Origin of the sequence: Saccharophagus degradans 2-40, assembly GCF_000013665.1 — a bacterium.
Classification (GTDB): domain Bacteria; phylum Pseudomonadota; class Gammaproteobacteria; order Pseudomonadales; family Cellvibrionaceae; genus Saccharophagus; species Saccharophagus degradans.
Window position 1 is genome coordinate 1,320,319 of the sequence record NC_007912.1, and the last position, 15,277, is coordinate 1,335,595.

The following is a 15,277-nucleotide window of genomic DNA, read 5'->3' on the forward strand; positions in this document are numbered from 1 at the left end:
TTAATTCTGCTTCCGAAAGTAGCGCATCTGCATTTACATTATTGCCTGCGAGCTTTTTTTTACTACATCGGTTGCTCTAGCTGAATAATTATTTAGCATTAGCCAGCGCGGGCTTTCTGGTATTTTAAATAGCAGGGCAATGTAGGCTAGCGCAGGCAATAGCTCTAACCCCAGCATCCAGCGCCACGGTGCGCTTACCATACTTTGGGGGGGCGCCCAGCTGTAAGCGTTGGATACCGCTTGTACAATAAAGTAGTTTACAAAGTAGGCGATAGAAAACCCTACCACAATGTTTAATTGATTAAATGAAACCAAGCGGCCACGCTGATGTGGTGGCGCTATTTCTGAAATATAAATAGGCGCAAGTACCAGCGAGCCAAAGCCGAGCCCACCTATAAAGCGCGCAATAACAAGGGATTCAAAATTAGGAGCTAAGGCAGAGTAGGCGGCAGAAATAGCGTATATAGCGGCTATGCTTATAAGGATTGGTTTGCGGCCGAAACGGTCGGCGAGGGTGGAAACCCCCATAGCAGAAAAAACAGCACCAAGTGTGGGGGCACTAACCACCGCGCCTATTTGCCAGTCGCTAAGGCCAAATAGTTTAGATATAAAAGGTACAACCCCAGAAATAACCGATGCGTCAAACCCAAAAATAAATCCACCTAGTGCTACACACAATGCAACACGGGTAGATACAGAAATTGTTGCCACACAAAACCCCTTTATTGTTATTAGAAACCCTACTTAACGCTATGTGTTCTGCCGATGTTAACCGGCTTTATTAATGGTGTTTTTTGGGCATAAAGCCAAGTATTACCTAGAACGCGCAGAGGGTAGTTATTGTTGGCCGTCTTAATACAGCATAAATACAAATAGTGCGTTAAGTGTAGTGCAAGCACTAGTATGTTTTTATCTGTTAGTAATAGCTAGGGCGCGTCACTTTACGCTAGGTTTGGTAAAGTGACGCGGCAGAATATTAGGCGGGAATGTTAGAGCGCTTTATTTTTGTATTGCTCTGCAGCAAAGGCAGCTGCGCGCGCGGTAATTGCCATATAGGTAAGTGATGGGTTTTGGTGAGCAGTAGAGGCCATACATGCACCGTCTGTTACAAATAGGTTGGGTACATCGTGGCATTGGTTGTTGCCATTTAATACCGAGGTTTTGGGGTCGCGGCCCATGCGTGCGGTGCCCATTTCGTGAATGGCTAAGCCGGGGGGCGCATCGCTAATATCTTTAGTGACATGCTTGCAGCCAATTGTTGTGAGAATTTCTGCAGCAGTATCGGCCATGTCTTCCATCATCAGCTTGTCGTTTTCGGTGAATTTACAATCGAAAACTAATAGTGGAATGCCCCACTTGTCGGTTTTGGTTGGGTGTAAGCTAACCATGTTTTCGTACTTGGGTGTCATTTCGCCTGAGCCGCCGAAATGAAGAATCCAAGGCCCTGGTTTTTGTAGCTTGTTTTTTAATTCCACGCCAAAGGTTTTGTCATCGGGGGAGCTATAGGTAACTGGCCGAACCGCGCCGCCGCGTAAAAAATAACCGCGATTAAACTTCTCGCTATTTTTCTTTAAGTTTTTAAACCGAGGAATAATAGGGCCTGTTGGGCGCTGCCCTTTGTAGTAGTCATCTTCAAAGCCTTCTAACACACCGTAAGCGCTAGAATTATAAATGTGATCCATCAAGTAGTGACCGAGCACGCCCGAAGAGTTGGCAATACCATTTGGAAAAGCTTTGGATTTAGAATTAAGCATTATTTGGGTGGTGCCAAGTGTTGAGGCGCACAGAAAAATCATGCCGCCGTAATATTCGCGAGTTTCTAATGTTTCTTCGTCTATTACATTTACACCGGTTGCTTTGCCGCTTTTCTCATCGTAAATAACACTGTGTACAACACTGTTGCAGGCAATGCTTAAGTTGTTTGTTTTGATCGCCGCAGGCAACGTGGAGCTAAGGGTAGAAAAGTATGCACCAAAAGAGCAGCCGCGCTGGCACTGATTGCGGGCCATACATTTACCGCGGCCTTGATCTAGAAAAAATTGGGTGGGCTCAGATAAGTGCGCACAGCGACCCTGTATGAATTTCATATGAGGGTATTTTTTTTCGATAGCTTTTTTTGCATATTTTTCGGCAGCGTTCATCTCAAACGGTGGCAAAAATTCGCTATCGGGCAAGGTGGGTATGTTTTCTACGCTACCTGAAATACCCGCGAATTTTTCTACATGGGAGTACCACGGTTCTAAGTCTTTATAGCGAATTGGCCAGTCGCAACCGTTGCCGTCGCGCAGGTTTTCTTCAAAGTCTATTTCTCCCCAGCGGAAGGATTGACGGTGCCATAGCAATGAGCGGCCACCGAGTTGATTGCCTCGTATCCAATCAAAGCCTGTGCCCTCTTTGGTTATGTAGGGGTAGTCGCGGTCGTTGCCAAAAAAGTGTTTGGTCGCATCATTAAAGGCGTAGCACTTGCGTTGCACGTGATGCTGGTCTTGTACTAACTTGTAATCCACTTGGTTCCTGTGTGGCAGGTCCCACGGTGCTTTAAATTCGCCTTCGTAATCTTTCTGGTGGCGCACTGCGCGGCCGCGCTCTACCAGCAAAACTTTTAAGCCGCGCTCACACAGTTCTTTGGCAGCCCATCCACCAGAAATGCCAGAGCCGACAACAATAGCGTCAAATTTTTTGGTGGTTTTTTTAATTAAAAAAGGATCAATCATGTGCGTGCCTTTGCCAAAACAAATAATGGTTCAATAAGCTTAAAGGTGGTGAGGTTAGATTTGGTGCGGCATAAATGCCTTACCACCGTTTTCAGAGAGTTTAAAATCGCCGTCGTAGCCGCCAGCAATGGGCAGGTACACTAATTCTTTGCTACCGCCCTCTTGAGACGTGTAATAACCAAAAAGAGTGAGGCTTTTTAGTTTTGTAAAAAAGTCGCTGCCTACTTTTTCAAATGGAGCTTGGTTTGTAGCCAGTAGCTGCATTGCAGCATTTTGATCATTGGTTGCTAGGCTAGGGTAGGCTTTACCCCATTGCTTGAGTATTAGGTTACGGCAGAGTTCTAGTTGTGCCACAAAGACTTTGGCTTCCTTGGGGTTGGTACAGTTAGCCAGTTGATCGTCTATAAAGCCGTGAGTATCTACGCTGCCTGCGCCTAAGGTGTCTGTTTGCGGAATTATAACTTCTACCAAGGCAGCTAATACCGCTAATTGTTCGGCGTTAAGTAGCTTGCCTTTACCTTTGCTGCCGCCAGCTTTGCGGTTGTAAGCAAAGCCGCCAGCCAAAGCGCTTGGTGCCAGCAAGCCGGCGCAACTAGCGCTTAGCGTGGCGAGTAGCTGTCTGCGAGAGAGACTAGTATCAACCGCAGAGGTATCGGGGGAGGATAAGCCTCCTTTAATAGTAGAGTCAGCCAATGCTGTGTCCTCAATTTGTATAACTAATATATAGGAGCTGTGAGTGTAACGCGGGCTAGGTGAACAAAAGTTCTAAGGAGAGAAGTGCCCATAGCTTTAATTTAGTCTACAAATGAAGATGTTGCGCAGTTTAAGAGGGGCTTAGGAGATGGCGGGCATAAAACCCGCGACTAGAGGGATGGTTAATTGGCAAGTGGTGACTAGTAGCCTACACCTACAGTTAAAGAAAGGCCGCTATTTACGTCGCCACCTTGATAGAGGTTGTAAGATGCGCCCATAAACCAGTTGTTTTCGAAGGTATAGGTAATGCGTGGCTGAATATAAAAGCCGCTAGAAACGTCTATATCTTCTTCGTAGCAATTGGTGCAATTGCCAATGCCGCGCGTAGATGAAAGCACAAGCTCAATACCGGCTAAAAGCGCTACGTCTACATTCTGGTTTAACGGGTGTACATAGCCGCCTTCGAAGTAAAAGTTAAAAGCGGTTGCACTTGAATCTGCTGTGCTATCACTGCCCCAGCTGTTCTCTACGTCTTGAGAAAAGCTGTTGTTATCTGAATATAAAAAGCCAGAGATGCCACCACCAAAAAGCCAATTATTCGTTTGGCGCTCGCCGCCAAATCGCCAAGAAGTAGCAGAGGTGTCGATGCCTTCTTGCTGCACTGCGTCATCCAAGCTGATTCTGCCTAAGCTGCCGTACCAGCGGGTAGTGGTTTCGTTAGTTGGAGTTGACTCGTCCGCTTGAGCTGTGCCCGCGATACAAAATAAAGCGCAAATTAATGAGGTCTTAATATTCATATAAATTACTCAGTTTTATTATTAGGGCGGATGATTTTAGCGACAAGCTGAAGGATTTCAAGTTTTATTGAAGCCACCCCAGTATGCCCAGTACTAAACGATGTGAAATGAAAATGGAAAGTAATGGGTAAATGGGCTTAGTTGCGGATAAGGAAACTCAGTACTTTTGTTTGAGGGGGGATGAAAGTTAATTTGCAATAGTTATATGGTTAAGAGTGTTAATGTTAAAAAATGCTATGGCTTATTGTTGTGTTGCATTGTTATATTTTAATGAATAACATGTTTTTTAATTAAATTTTTATTGTTAGTAGTGACGTCATTTTCATTATGTTAAGTTAAAACTTAAATTGTGAAAATGCTTGATCAAAATGACGTGTGCGTCACGTATTATTGATCTGAAAAAGTATGTATTACTGGCAATTTGATTTAAGGTATATAGAGAAAAAATAATAAATAAAATGCTCGTAAGCTAAAACACAACAGCGAAGTTGGCTAAGTGTAAACAGCAAACAAAACCAAAACAGGATGCGGTTATGTTGGATGTTGCATTAAAGTTTCTTGCCGGTGAGGTAAATGCATACCTTAAGTCTCGTACAGGCTTAACCGATGATATTGTCGAGCTAAACCCCGTTGTAGATGAGGCAGGAAAATACCTTATCAGTGATGGCGGTGTTTCCATTGTGCTTATTAATATGGAAGAAGAAACCGCGACACGAGAACAAACCTACGAATATCAATACCATGCTGGTCAGCATATTAAATTACAGCCAGAGCTAAAGTTAAACCTCTATCTGATGTTTGCGGCAAATTTTAAGCTGTATGATCAGGCGCTTAAATACTTGTCTCACGTATTAACCTTTTTTCAATCCCATAAATTATTTACCCCGCAATCGCATCCAGCCTTAGATAGCAGTATTCAGCGTTTAGCGTTGGATATGCAATCTTTAAGTTTCGACCAGCTCAATCAAGTGTGGGCCTATATTGGGGGTAAACACTTGCCCTCTGTTGTGTATAAAGCGCGATTGATTGCTATACAGGATCAATCTCAAGATGGCGTTCAGCCGCCTATTAGTATTGTTAATATGTCTGCGGGTGGTATGTAAAAGCAGTAGGGATATTAGTGCGAGGTTAAAGCGTAAAGTTGTTATGGCCTCGTTACTCTAAAGCGCAATGGTAAAGGAAGTCTATTGGTGTCTACGCGGTTTCATACATTATTTTCTATAGCGGTTAACCACAGTTATTACTCAAATAACTGTAAAGATATTCAATATGTATTGAGTGACGACGCTAAGAAAATATTGCGCAATGGTAAGTTGCTTCATCGAATTATAGATGGACAGTTACATGTGCTATACGAGGCCGACAGTGGCGGTACGCCGCTGCGAGATGTCAGTGGGGGGCGCATTCTAATAGGCCTTCAGTTGGCGAACCCGCTTTTCTCGCAATTTACTCAGTTTTCCATTCCAAAGAATGCTTGGTTAATATACAAAAATCAAAACAGTGTTACAGCACTGGATGCCCCCCTAGAAACCCTTACCTGCAGCACTGTACTTCGCCATACGTTAGTAGAGCCTACACGTCCAGTAACCGTAGGGTTAAATAACGATGCGGGGCAATTGGTGGCGCAAAGCACGGTAGCGGCTTTAAATGGCAAAGAGGATGTCGATTTTTTAATGGAATCGCACCCGCCCGGTGTGTACCAAGTACTAGAAAATTACCCTTTAGCGAGCTATAGCGAGAAGTACGCGTATTACCCAGAGCTAAAGCGCAGTGGGGTGTGGGGTGTGTGTGATATACAAATAGATGCAGGCTTTTACACTACACCCGCTCAGTTTGAAATTGCCTTTTTACCTGTAGAAAACACGCTTAAATACTATGTGGTTGCCAAAAACTATTCCGACGCCGATTACAGTAATCTCGCGGTAACTGATGCGGGGTTTTCTGAGCAAGGGCGTGCACAAATTGTATTTGATCGAATAGAACCAGCATCGTTTAGCGGTGATGAAATAGCCCCCAGCTTAATTAAAAATAATAGCGACAAGCTTGTGCTATTTAAATCGCAAACTGCGGTGGCGCGGTTAGAGCAGGTGCACAAAAAAATACAGTTAAATTTAAACGGCGATGTACTTATTCCCAACTTGCCAGCTCCGGGCGCGAGTAAAGCTCAAGCTGACTTTATTATTCATGTGGCAAAACCCTAGGAGAACTTGAGCATGGCGACGTATAAAACCCCAAACGTCTATATCGAGGAGGTGTCGGTTTTCCCTCCTTCTGTGGCTGAGGTAGAAACTGCAATACCTGCATTTATTGGTTATACCGCTAAGGCTAAAAAAAGCACCGATAACGATTTAATTCTTAAGCCTACTAAAATCTACTCGCTAAAAGAGTTTGAGCAATACTACGGTAGCTGCGCTTTCGACGATATTTCTGTTGATGTGGTAGATGACGGGGCCGGCGGCTTTACCACTACAAGTTTTGTACCTCCTACAGTGGAATATATCTTGTGGTACAGCATGAAAATGTTTTTCGATAATGGCGGTGGTCAATGCTATATCACGTCTGTAGGTATACATCAGTCTACACCCGTTATCGATTTAGAAGGGGATAACAGCGCCGATCCCACGACTATGTATGGCTTGCAAGACGGCTTAAATGCGGTAAGAAACGAAGATGAGCCTACTCTCATTGTTATTCCCGAGGCTGTGCAGTTGGATGCCGCCGAGTACCAAACATTAGCTCAAGCGGTATTGCTGCAATGTGGTGAACTACAAGACAGATTCGCAGTATTTGATGTGTTTGATGGCGGCAGTAAATTAGACCCAACCCAGCTAAGCACCAACAGAGGTTATTACGGTAGTAATAATCTTAAGTACGGTGCGGTGTACTACCCCTTTATAAAAACCACGCTTAACCATCAAATAACCGCCGCCGAAGATAATGTAAATGTAGATTACAACTCTACCGGGGATGTGACATTGGCATCGCTTAAGTCGTCCAATACGGCACTGTATAACTACGTTAAAACTAAAATTAAAGAAGCCTACGTGGTACTGCCGCCGTCATCTGCGGTGGTGGGTGTGTATGCCGCAGTTGATTCTAGCCGTGGCGTGTGGAAGGCGCCAGCAAATGTAAGCTTGGCAAATGTCATAGAGCCCGTTGTTAAAATTGATAACACCATACAAGACGGCTTAAACGTAGATGTAACATCGGGTAAATCTATAAATGCTATTCGCGCATTTATGGGCAAGGGCACGTTAGTGTGGGGTGCTCGCACGCTTGCGGGTAACGATAACGAGTGGCGCTACGTACCGGTAAGGCGCTTTTTTAATATGGTTGAAGAGTCCATTAAAAAGTCTACCTACTGGGCAGTGTTCGAGCCTAACGATGCAAATACATGGGTAAAAGTGCGCGGCATGATTGAATCCTATTTATTGCAGAAGTGGCGCGATGGAGCCTTAGCTGGCGCCAAGCCAAGTGATGCATATTTTGTGCGCTGCGGGTTAGGTATCACCATGGATGCACAGGATATTCTTGAAGGTCGCATGAATGTGGAAATAGGAATGGCAGTAGTAAGGCCTGCGGAATTTATTATTCTTAAATTCTCACATAAATTACAAACATCATAGTGGTGTTGCTACCTATTTCTAAACCAAATTCATAGAGGAGTTACCCCATGCCAGATTTATATCCCTTACCAGTATTTCACTTTGCCGTAGAGTGGGGCGGAACCCGCATAGGCTTTTCTGAGGTTTCGGGTCTAACACAAGAAGCGCAAGCGATTGAATATCGCGACGGCGTATCGCCAGAATATTCCACCATAAAAATGCCGGGCTTGCGCAAATACAGCAATGTCACCTTAAAGCGAGGCATTGTTGCCGCCGATAACGAATTCTTTTCTTGGTTAAATACCATAAAAATGAATAAAGTCGAGCGCCGCGATATTGTTGTATCGCTATTAAACGAAGAACACATTCCCGTAATGATTTGGAAAATACACAATGCTTTTCCTGTAAAAGTAGAGGGGCCAGGGCTAAAGGCCTCGGGAAATGAAGTGGCCGTAGAATCTATAGAGTTAGCGCACGAAGGGTTAGAACTGCAAAACGAGTAAATCCGTTTTGCAGTAATTAATAACCTAAACGTCGCAACGGTATACACATTTTATTACAGGCTTTTCTATGGCTAGTTATTACCCTCCATTGGGGTTTCATTTTAAGGTTGAAGTATTAGGTATAACACCTAACGACCAGGATACCCGATTTACCGACGTGGGTGGGTTAGGTATAGAAATGAGCACCGAGGATGTGGCTGAAGGTGGCCAAAATCGATTTATGCAAAAGTATCCCGTGCGCGCTAAGCATACCGATTTAACCTTAAAGCGCGGCTTATTAAAAAACTCTGAAATTATTAAGTGGGTCCAAGATTGCATAGAGCTGTTTGATATTGAGCCGAAAAATATAGATGTAAAACTGTTGAACGAAGAGCACGAACCGTTAATGACATGGCATTTAGTAAATGCCTACCCTACAAAGTGGTCCGTTAGTGATTTTTCTGCAACCAATAACAGTGTGGTAGTAGAGAGCATGCAACTGTTTTATCAGTACTTTACGGTAGATAAGGAGTAAGTGGTGCCAGTCATTATTGATGAAGTTGTTATCTCTGTTGAAGTCAGTAACCAAGCTTCCGGTGGTGCAAGCCAAAGGCCGTCGTCTACCGACGAGAAACAAATAATAGTGGCCGAGTGTGTAGAGCGCGTGCTGGATATTCTCAAGCAGCGGCAGGAGCGTTAACTACATGGAAAATGGCGAGCTAGAAAAGCTACTCATAAAAGCTTATACCCAAGCCGATTACTCAGGTGATGTGTTTGGCGAGTTTGAGGCGTATGTTAACCCTAACGAAATAACACTTGCTTACGAAATGGAGTACGACAGTAGTCAAGCATCAGGCACCACTAACAGCCGCATGGAGTTTAAAAAGGTAAAGCCAGGCGATATGTCGTTGTCTTTTTTTATTGATGGTACTGGCGCTAACGGAGTAAAAATAGATGTGCAGCAACGAGTAGAGGCCTTTCAAACAATTACTGGCTATAACGGCGATATACATCGGCCAAATTATTTGATTGTAGCGTGGGGTACATTGCAGGTTAAACGTTGCATCCTTAAGTCGGCATCAATTGCCTATAAATTGTTTAAGCCTAGCGGCGAACCCTTGCGCGCTGTGATATCGGCCACCTTTACCGATAATTCCGACGATGAAACACGCGTTGCACTGGCGCAAGATGAATCCCCAGACCTAACCCACGCCCGTATTTTTGCCGCAGGCGATAACCTGCCAATGATGTGTTATCAAATATACGGCAGCCCGCATTACTACTTAGATGTGGCAGAAGCGAATGGTTTAGATAACTTCCGGAATATAGCGCCGGGTACCCGTATTTTATTTCCACCGCTGGAGAAATAATTATTACTACTGCACGCACCTTACCTATAGCGCAAGCGCATCGCGAGTTTTTCATTAAAGTGAATGGCGAACTGGTGCCGCGCAGTCAGCAATTACTGGCTGCTAACGTATCGAGCTCGGCAAATAAAATTTCCAGTGCGCGCCTGGTTTATTTAGATGGCGCGGCTGCAGTAGGTGCGTTTCCATTGTCGGATGCCGATATGTTTGTGCCGGGCAGCGAAATAGAAATTTTGGGTGGCAGTGCAGATGAAAGTGAAACCTTATTTAAGGGTATTGTTGTAAAGCACAGTTTGAAAATGCGAGAGCATACAGCGCCGCAACTTATTTTAGAGTGCAAGCATGCCGCAACAACGTTAAGCGTAGGAAGAAAAAACGCGTATTTTTTTGATCAAACAGATTCAGATGTCATAGCGCAGAAATTTGAAGACGCAGGCATAAGTGTAGATGTAGAAGCAGGCAGTGTTACCCATAAACAGCAAATTCAATATGACGCCACGGATTGGGACTACTGTTTGCTGCGGGCTGAAGCAAACGGCATGGTAATAGTAACCTACAGCAATCAAGTGAAAGTATTTACGCCAAGTCTTTCTGCTAACCCTGTTTGTACATTGCAATTTGGCTCCACCATTTTAGAGGGCGACCTAGAAATGGATGGACGCAACCAGTTTAGCGCGGTAAAGGCTTACACATGGGATGCCGCCAATCAAGACAGAGTAGAGAGCGACGCGGTAGATTCGGGTATCAATCAGCCAGGGAATATCAATAGCGAAAGCTTGGCCAGTACTCATGGGCAAGAAAGTTTCGATTATTTTCACCCAGCAATAACCGGCGATGAAGCACAAAAATGGGCGGATGCGCGCAGGCTGTATTCACAAATAAACCGCATAAGCGGCAGTGTAAAAACTGAGGGTATGACAGCTGTACAAGTTGGCGATGTAGTCGCACTAGACGGAATGGGCGCGCGCTTTAATGGCAATGCCATTGTTACAGGGGTGCGCCACGATTTTGATTTAGTTAAAGGCTGGAAAACACAACTGCAGTTTGGCGGCGTTGGAATGCTAAACGATACGCTGCAAAGTAATGGCGCCAACAATGTCGCGAACAATGTAAACGTCACTCCCGCTGCGGGTTTATTGCCTGCTGTTGCCGGTTTACAAGTTGGCGTAGTAGTAAGCAATGAAGACCCAGATGGAGAGTTTAGGGTTAGAGTAAAAATGCCAATGGTAAACCCTGCCGACGAAGGCGCATGGGCGCGAATGGCCTGTATGGATGCCGGAGAAGATAGGGGGTTTATATTTAGGCCAGAAGTGGGTGATGAGGTGGTAGTGGGCTTTTTTGCAGACGACCCTCGCGCAGCGGTTGTGTTAGGTATGTTGCATTCCAGTGCAAAGCCCACCCCCGAAGAACCCAGCGATGACAACCACATTAAGTTATTTAAAAGCCGCAGTGGCATGAAAGTAAGTTTTGATGATGATGCGGTAAGCATGACCTTGGAAACCCCCGAAGGTAACGCCCTAATTCTTAGTGACGAAGACGGCGGCGTAACAATTAAAGATCAGAACGGAAATCAAATTGTGATGAGCAGCGATGGCATTGCAGTAGAAAGCGCCGGCGAAGTGACAATAAACGCATCGTCTGACGTGAACTGTGAGGCGGGCGGTGCACTACAAATAAAAGCTGCAAGCGAAGTAAAAGTAGAGGGTTCGGCAGGGGTGGAAGTATCTAGCTCCGCTGTTACTAAAGTAAAAGGTTCGGTATTACAGCTTAATTAACACCAACACAAAATGAACTAACGGAGATGCTATGCCTGCTGCAGCCAGAGTTGGCGACACAACCACCCACGGTGGAACCATTGTAGGCCCAGGTAATGCTACGGTACTAATTGGTGGCATGCCCGCTGCTGTGGTGGGCGATACCCATGTATGTAGCCTGCCGCCCAATGGACACCAACCCACTGCCAGCCCTATTCCTGCTGGTAGCGGTACCGTACTTATTGGTGGCGTGCCCGCAGTGCGAGTGGGCGACACATGTATATGCGGCGCTGGTGCAGCAGTTGGCGACCCTACGGTAATAATAGGCTAACGCTATGGCAGAAAATTCCGACCTAAATAATAAATCGTTTCTTGGCACTGGCTGGAGCTTTCCGCCGAGCTTTTCGCAAGCCAATGGCGAAGTAGAAATGACCAGTGACGAAGCCGATATAGAAGCGAGTTTAAAAATATTACTGGGCACAACGGCGGGTGAGCGTTTAATGGTGCCCAAGTACGGGTTAAACCTTAAAGAGCAATTATTTAGCTCTTTAAATACTACAGCGCAAACAATACTGCGCGACCGTATCAAAACCGTATTACTTGTACATGAACCGCGTATAAACGTATTAATGGTAGCAATAGATACAACAAGTTTGCTCGAGGGCCAGCTTATTATAAATATCGATTACGAAATACGCGCAACCAATTCGCGTTTTAACTTGGTCTACCCATATTATCTATTCGATGGTAGCGAAGTAAGGCCAACCGCTTAAGGGCAAATATCACTATGGCAGGACAAGATATAGTGCAAAACATGATAGCTGCCCTAGGGCAAAGCCAGAGTCAGCGGCTGCCCAGCGCGCTGGCCGAGCACTATGTGGATATAGACGATAGTACAAGCGAAGACGTATACGTCTTTATCAAAAAGTTTTCTAGCCATGTCAATTTTTACCAAAATAACCCAGACGCGCCGAGCGGAGATTGGCAAAACTTTTTTACCTACTCCGAAGGCGAGGCAAAAAAATGGCTAGACGCACAAGGGCAAGCGGTGCCACCGCATATCGGTTTGCTCGATACCTTTATTGAATTACTGCGTGAGCCAAAAGACCTGCTTAATCATTTTACCGCGCGGCATTTGCAATTTTACTATCGCGATATTTTGCGTTTTAATCCCTTGCCACCGGTAGTAGATAAGGCACATGTTATTGTGCAATTAAAAAAGAATACGCCTGCAGTAGCGCTTACTCCGCAGCATCAATTTAGCGCGGGTAAAGATGCAACGGGGAAAGAGCGGATTTATGCGCCTACAGACACAACTATTATTAATCATTCTGAAGTTAGCGATTTATCTTCTATATATTCAAACGCGTATAGCCTAGGGAAAATACACTTAGCGCCCATCGCCAACTCTGCCGATGGCGTGGGTGGCGACCTCGACAAAGAGAGCCCAAAATGGTCTGCATTCGGTAATAGCGATATGCCGCTGGCCGAAATAGGTTTTGCCATTGCTTCGCCATTGCTTTATTTGCAAGAAGGCGTGCGTACCATTACTGCCGATTTAACGCTCAGCCAAATATCTGCAAATAATATAGCTAATGCCAATTTAAGCGGGGCATTTAACGTATATCTCACGGCACCTAAACAGTGGCTTGGCCCCATTAGCGTAACGCCTTCGTTGTTGGGCAGCGTGTTGCGCTTGCAGTTTAGTTTGAGTGCAGAGCAAGAAGCCGTTGTTAACTACAGTGCAGCTATACACGGCCACAGTTTTCACGCCAGCGCGCCGGTTATGCAAGTTTTGCTAAACAACGATAAACAAAATATAGGCCCTGCTACTTTTAATAATTTAATTATCGAAGCGGCAAAAATTAGTGTAGATGTTAGCGGCGTTACGACATTAAAATTAGAAAACGATACCGGCTCACTTAACCCCAAAAAAGCGTTTCAGCCATTTTCTGCCCAGCCAGAACGCGGAAGCCGATTTATTATTGGCAGTGATGAGGTTTTTTCGAAGCGCCTGCAAGAGGTAAAAATAAACCTTCTGTGGCAAGTGCCGGCAACCAACTTAGCAGCATACTACGCCACCTATAAGCAACCCATAGCCAACAATAGTTATTTTACCGCAGGCGCAGCCCTGCAAGACGGTGAAGGGCGAGTATTAAGCGGCAGTGCGCTCAACTTGTTTAACGCAACTAGTGCCGCTAGCGAGCAGTCTATTACGCTTTCCGTGTCGGGCAGCGCTGCATCTTCTACTTCCACTAATAGTAAGCAGGCGCAGGCGTTATTCCGTTATCGTTCACGCTGGTCGCAAAAAATATTCAGAAAGTGGCTAATGCGTAAGCCTGTATTACATCCTGTGGTTAGCACAATTCCTGCAGCAGCTTCGCAGCAACTAGTAATGCACTTAGATAAGAGCTTTTTGCATAGAGATTACCGCAAAGAAACAATCGCCAATACTATGGCCTTTGCCAAGGGTAAGGTAGATACATTAACCCAGCTAAACGAACCCTATACCCCTACCGTGCAACGTATTTCGCTAGATTACAAAGCCTATAGTGCTAATGTTGGTGTGTCGGCCATTAGCTTGAATGAGTTTGCTAGCGATGAAGTACAATATTTTCATATAGGGCCTTTTGGTCAGATGCGCGAACACGCCTATCAGCGCAGCCAGTTCGATTTTGTAAAAAACAATGCCATACCATTAATGCCGCAGTTTGATGATGAGGGCGCGCTCCACATAGGCTTAACTAATTTAAACCCCGGTGAAAGCTGCAGTTTATTGTTTCAAGTGGCCGAGGGAAGTGGCGACCCAGATTTACCCCAACAGGTCATTCGCTGGAGTGTATTGTGCGATAACTACTGGAAAGACTTATCCAGTGAAGAGTTAATTGCCGATACGACTAACCACCTACTTACTAGCGGCATAATTAAATTTGTTATTCCTTCGCAGGCAACAACGCTAAATTCGCTATTGCCCACAGGTAAAATATGGCTGCGCGCCTCAGTGCAACAAAATGTAGAGGCCGTGTGTAAGCTTGTAAGTGTCAATGCCAATGCAATACAAGTAAGCTTTATAAATAACGATAACGCCCCCAGCCACTTGGTCGAGCCCCTAGCAAGTGGAAGCATTGCAAAGCTTAAAACCCCTGTTGCAGAAATTAAAAAGATTGAGCAGCCCTATGCGTCTTTTGGCGCTAAACCAGCAGAAACAACACAAGCATTTAATACGCGAGTGGCCGAGCGCTTACGCCACAAAAACCGAGCGGTCACAAGCTGGGATATAGAACGCATAGTGCTTGCGAGTAACCCGAGTGTACATAAAGTAAAAGCCATTCCCCACTCGCGCCCCAACAACTGGAAAGCCCCTGGTAATGTGTTGGTCGTGGTTGTCCCTAAGCTCAACAACCAAAATGCGGTGAACCCCTTACAACCTAAGGTAAGCGGCAATACGCTTAGCAAAATAAAGCAACACTTGCAGGCACTTGGGCCAATGCAAGTGCAACACCATGTAGTAAACCCAACCTATCAACAAGTACAGATGAGTTTGCAGGTTAAATTTAAAGTAGGGTTTGAGTTTAATTTTTACAGTAAGGCGTTGAAGCAAGCATTAATACGCTATTTGTCGCCATGGGCTTACGGCGAAGGTGATGATATTGAGTTTGGTGGCAAACTATATAAATCGGCGCTGCTCGATTTTATTGAAGAGCTAGATTATGTCGATTACCTAACAGACGTAAAGTTATATACCTTTATCGATAGCAGCGAGACGAAGCAAGATGTGCAAGTTGTTACCGTTCAGTCGCCAGATAGTATTTTAGTATCTGCTGCAGATCACACTGTGCTGGAATACCAGCCGTAGGCGAGGGAT

At 45.1% G+C, this 15,277-nt stretch carries 15 protein-coding genes; 11 read left to right on the forward strand and 4 right to left on the reverse strand.

What is annotated here, in order from left to right:
- Positions 1–33 precede the first annotated feature (33 nt).
- The 4 genes from SDE_RS05420 to SDE_RS05435 all read right to left on the reverse strand — a co-directional run bounded on the left by SDE_RS05420 (position 34) and on the right by SDE_RS05435 (position 4,204).
- Positions 34–711 carry an MFS transporter gene (locus SDE_RS05420; RefSeq protein WP_011467514.1) on the reverse strand — a complete coding sequence of 226 codons (678 nt, stop codon included), beginning with the start codon at positions 709–711 and terminating at the stop codon, positions 34–36.
- Between the two features lie 278 nt (positions 712–989).
- Complete coding sequence (locus SDE_RS05425) at positions 990–2,714, reverse strand: GMC oxidoreductase (RefSeq protein ID WP_011467515.1); 1,725 nt, start codon at positions 2,712–2,714, stop codon at positions 990–992.
- 54 nt (positions 2,715–2,768) lie between these two features.
- Complete coding sequence (locus tag SDE_RS05430; RefSeq protein ID WP_011467516.1) at positions 2,769–3,407, reverse strand: gluconate 2-dehydrogenase subunit 3 family protein; 639 nt, start codon at positions 3,405–3,407, stop codon at positions 2,769–2,771.
- Positions 3,408–3,607: 200 nt separating this feature from the next.
- Positions 3,608–4,204 carry an outer membrane beta-barrel protein gene (locus SDE_RS05435; protein WP_011467517.1) on the reverse strand — a complete coding sequence of 199 codons (597 nt, stop codon included), beginning with the start codon at positions 4,202–4,204 and terminating at the stop codon, positions 3,608–3,610.
- A 533-nt stretch (positions 4,205–4,737) separates the two neighbouring features.
- Here SDE_RS05435 and SDE_RS05440 point away from each other — a divergent pair.
- The 11 genes from SDE_RS05440 (at position 4,738) to SDE_RS05485 (ending at position 15,268) form a co-directional block, all read left to right on the forward strand.
- The gene (locus SDE_RS05440; RefSeq protein ID WP_011467518.1) at positions 4,738–5,307 is read left to right on the forward strand and encodes a DUF4255 domain-containing protein; all 570 of its coding nucleotides are present in this window, start codon (positions 4,738–4,740) and stop codon (positions 5,305–5,307) included.
- A gap of 87 nt (positions 5,308–5,394) precedes the next feature.
- Positions 5,395–6,405 (forward strand): hypothetical protein, encoded by a 1,011-nt coding sequence (locus SDE_RS05445; RefSeq protein ID WP_011467519.1) that lies wholly within the window; start codon positions 5,395–5,397, stop codon positions 6,403–6,405.
- A 12-nt stretch (positions 6,406–6,417) separates the two neighbouring features.
- Positions 6,418–7,830: a phage tail sheath family protein gene (locus SDE_RS05450; RefSeq protein ID WP_011467520.1), complete on the forward strand. Its 1,413-nt coding sequence runs from the start codon at positions 6,418–6,420 to the stop codon at positions 7,828–7,830.
- 47 nt (positions 7,831–7,877) lie between these two features.
- On the forward strand, positions 7,878–8,312 hold the full coding sequence (locus SDE_RS05455; protein WP_011467521.1) for a phage tail protein: 435 nt from the start codon (positions 7,878–7,880) through the stop codon (positions 8,310–8,312).
- A 67-nt stretch (positions 8,313–8,379) separates the two neighbouring features.
- Entirely contained in the window at positions 8,380–8,826 is a 447-nt protein-coding gene (locus SDE_RS05460) for a phage tail protein (RefSeq protein ID WP_011467522.1), read from the forward strand.
- A 3-nt stretch (positions 8,827–8,829) separates the two neighbouring features.
- Complete coding sequence (locus tag SDE_RS22940; protein WP_193339779.1) at positions 8,830–8,991, forward strand: DUF5908 family protein; 162 nt, start codon at positions 8,830–8,832, stop codon at positions 8,989–8,991.
- 4 nt (positions 8,992–8,995) lie between these two features.
- Complete coding sequence (locus SDE_RS05465; protein ID WP_011467523.1) at positions 8,996–9,661, forward strand: CIS tube protein; 666 nt, start codon at positions 8,996–8,998, stop codon at positions 9,659–9,661.
- Between the two features lie 59 nt (positions 9,662–9,720).
- The gene (gene vgrG / locus SDE_RS05470; protein WP_226986469.1) at positions 9,721–11,433 is read left to right on the forward strand and encodes a type VI secretion system tip protein VgrG; all 1,713 of its coding nucleotides are present in this window, start codon (positions 9,721–9,723) and stop codon (positions 11,431–11,433) included.
- 31 nt (positions 11,434–11,464) lie between these two features.
- Positions 11,465–11,743: a PAAR domain-containing protein gene (locus SDE_RS05475; RefSeq protein WP_011467525.1), complete on the forward strand. Its 279-nt coding sequence runs from the start codon at positions 11,465–11,467 to the stop codon at positions 11,741–11,743.
- A 4-nt stretch (positions 11,744–11,747) separates the two neighbouring features.
- The gene (locus SDE_RS05480) at positions 11,748–12,185 is read left to right on the forward strand and encodes a GPW/gp25 family protein (protein WP_011467526.1); all 438 of its coding nucleotides are present in this window, start codon (positions 11,748–11,750) and stop codon (positions 12,183–12,185) included.
- Between the two features lie 14 nt (positions 12,186–12,199).
- Positions 12,200–15,268 (forward strand): baseplate J/gp47 family protein, encoded by a 3,069-nt coding sequence (locus tag SDE_RS05485; RefSeq protein WP_011467527.1) that lies wholly within the window; start codon positions 12,200–12,202, stop codon positions 15,266–15,268.
- Positions 15,269–15,277 lie beyond the last annotated feature (9 nt).

What these genes read in the sequence shown, in the direction of transcription:
- SDE_RS05425 (WP_011467515.1), bottom strand. Translation starts at nt 2,714, where the DNA reads ATGATTGATCCTTTTTTAATTAAAAAAACCACCAAAAAATTTGACGCT.
- SDE_RS05435 (WP_011467517.1), bottom strand. Translation starts at nt 4,204, where the DNA reads ATGAATATTAAGACCTCATTAATTTGCGCTTTATTTTGTATCGCGGGC.
- SDE_RS05440 (WP_011467518.1), top strand. Translation starts at nt 4,738, where the DNA reads ATGTTGGATGTTGCATTAAAGTTTCTTGCCGGTGAGGTAAATGCATAC.
- SDE_RS05450 (WP_011467520.1), top strand. Translation starts at nt 6,418, where the DNA reads ATGGCGACGTATAAAACCCCAAACGTCTATATCGAGGAGGTGTCGGTT.
- SDE_RS05455 (WP_011467521.1), top strand. Translation starts at nt 7,878, where the DNA reads ATGCCAGATTTATATCCCTTACCAGTATTTCACTTTGCCGTAGAGTGG.
- SDE_RS05460 (WP_011467522.1), top strand. Translation starts at nt 8,380, where the DNA reads ATGGCTAGTTATTACCCTCCATTGGGGTTTCATTTTAAGGTTGAAGTA.
- SDE_RS05465 (WP_011467523.1), top strand. Translation starts at nt 8,996, where the DNA reads ATGGAAAATGGCGAGCTAGAAAAGCTACTCATAAAAGCTTATACCCAA.
- SDE_RS05475 (WP_011467525.1), top strand. Translation starts at nt 11,465, where the DNA reads ATGCCTGCTGCAGCCAGAGTTGGCGACACAACCACCCACGGTGGAACC.
- SDE_RS05480 (WP_011467526.1), top strand. Translation starts at nt 11,748, where the DNA reads ATGGCAGAAAATTCCGACCTAAATAATAAATCGTTTCTTGGCACTGGC.
- SDE_RS05485 (WP_011467527.1), top strand. Translation starts at nt 12,200, where the DNA reads ATGGCAGGACAAGATATAGTGCAAAACATGATAGCTGCCCTAGGGCAA.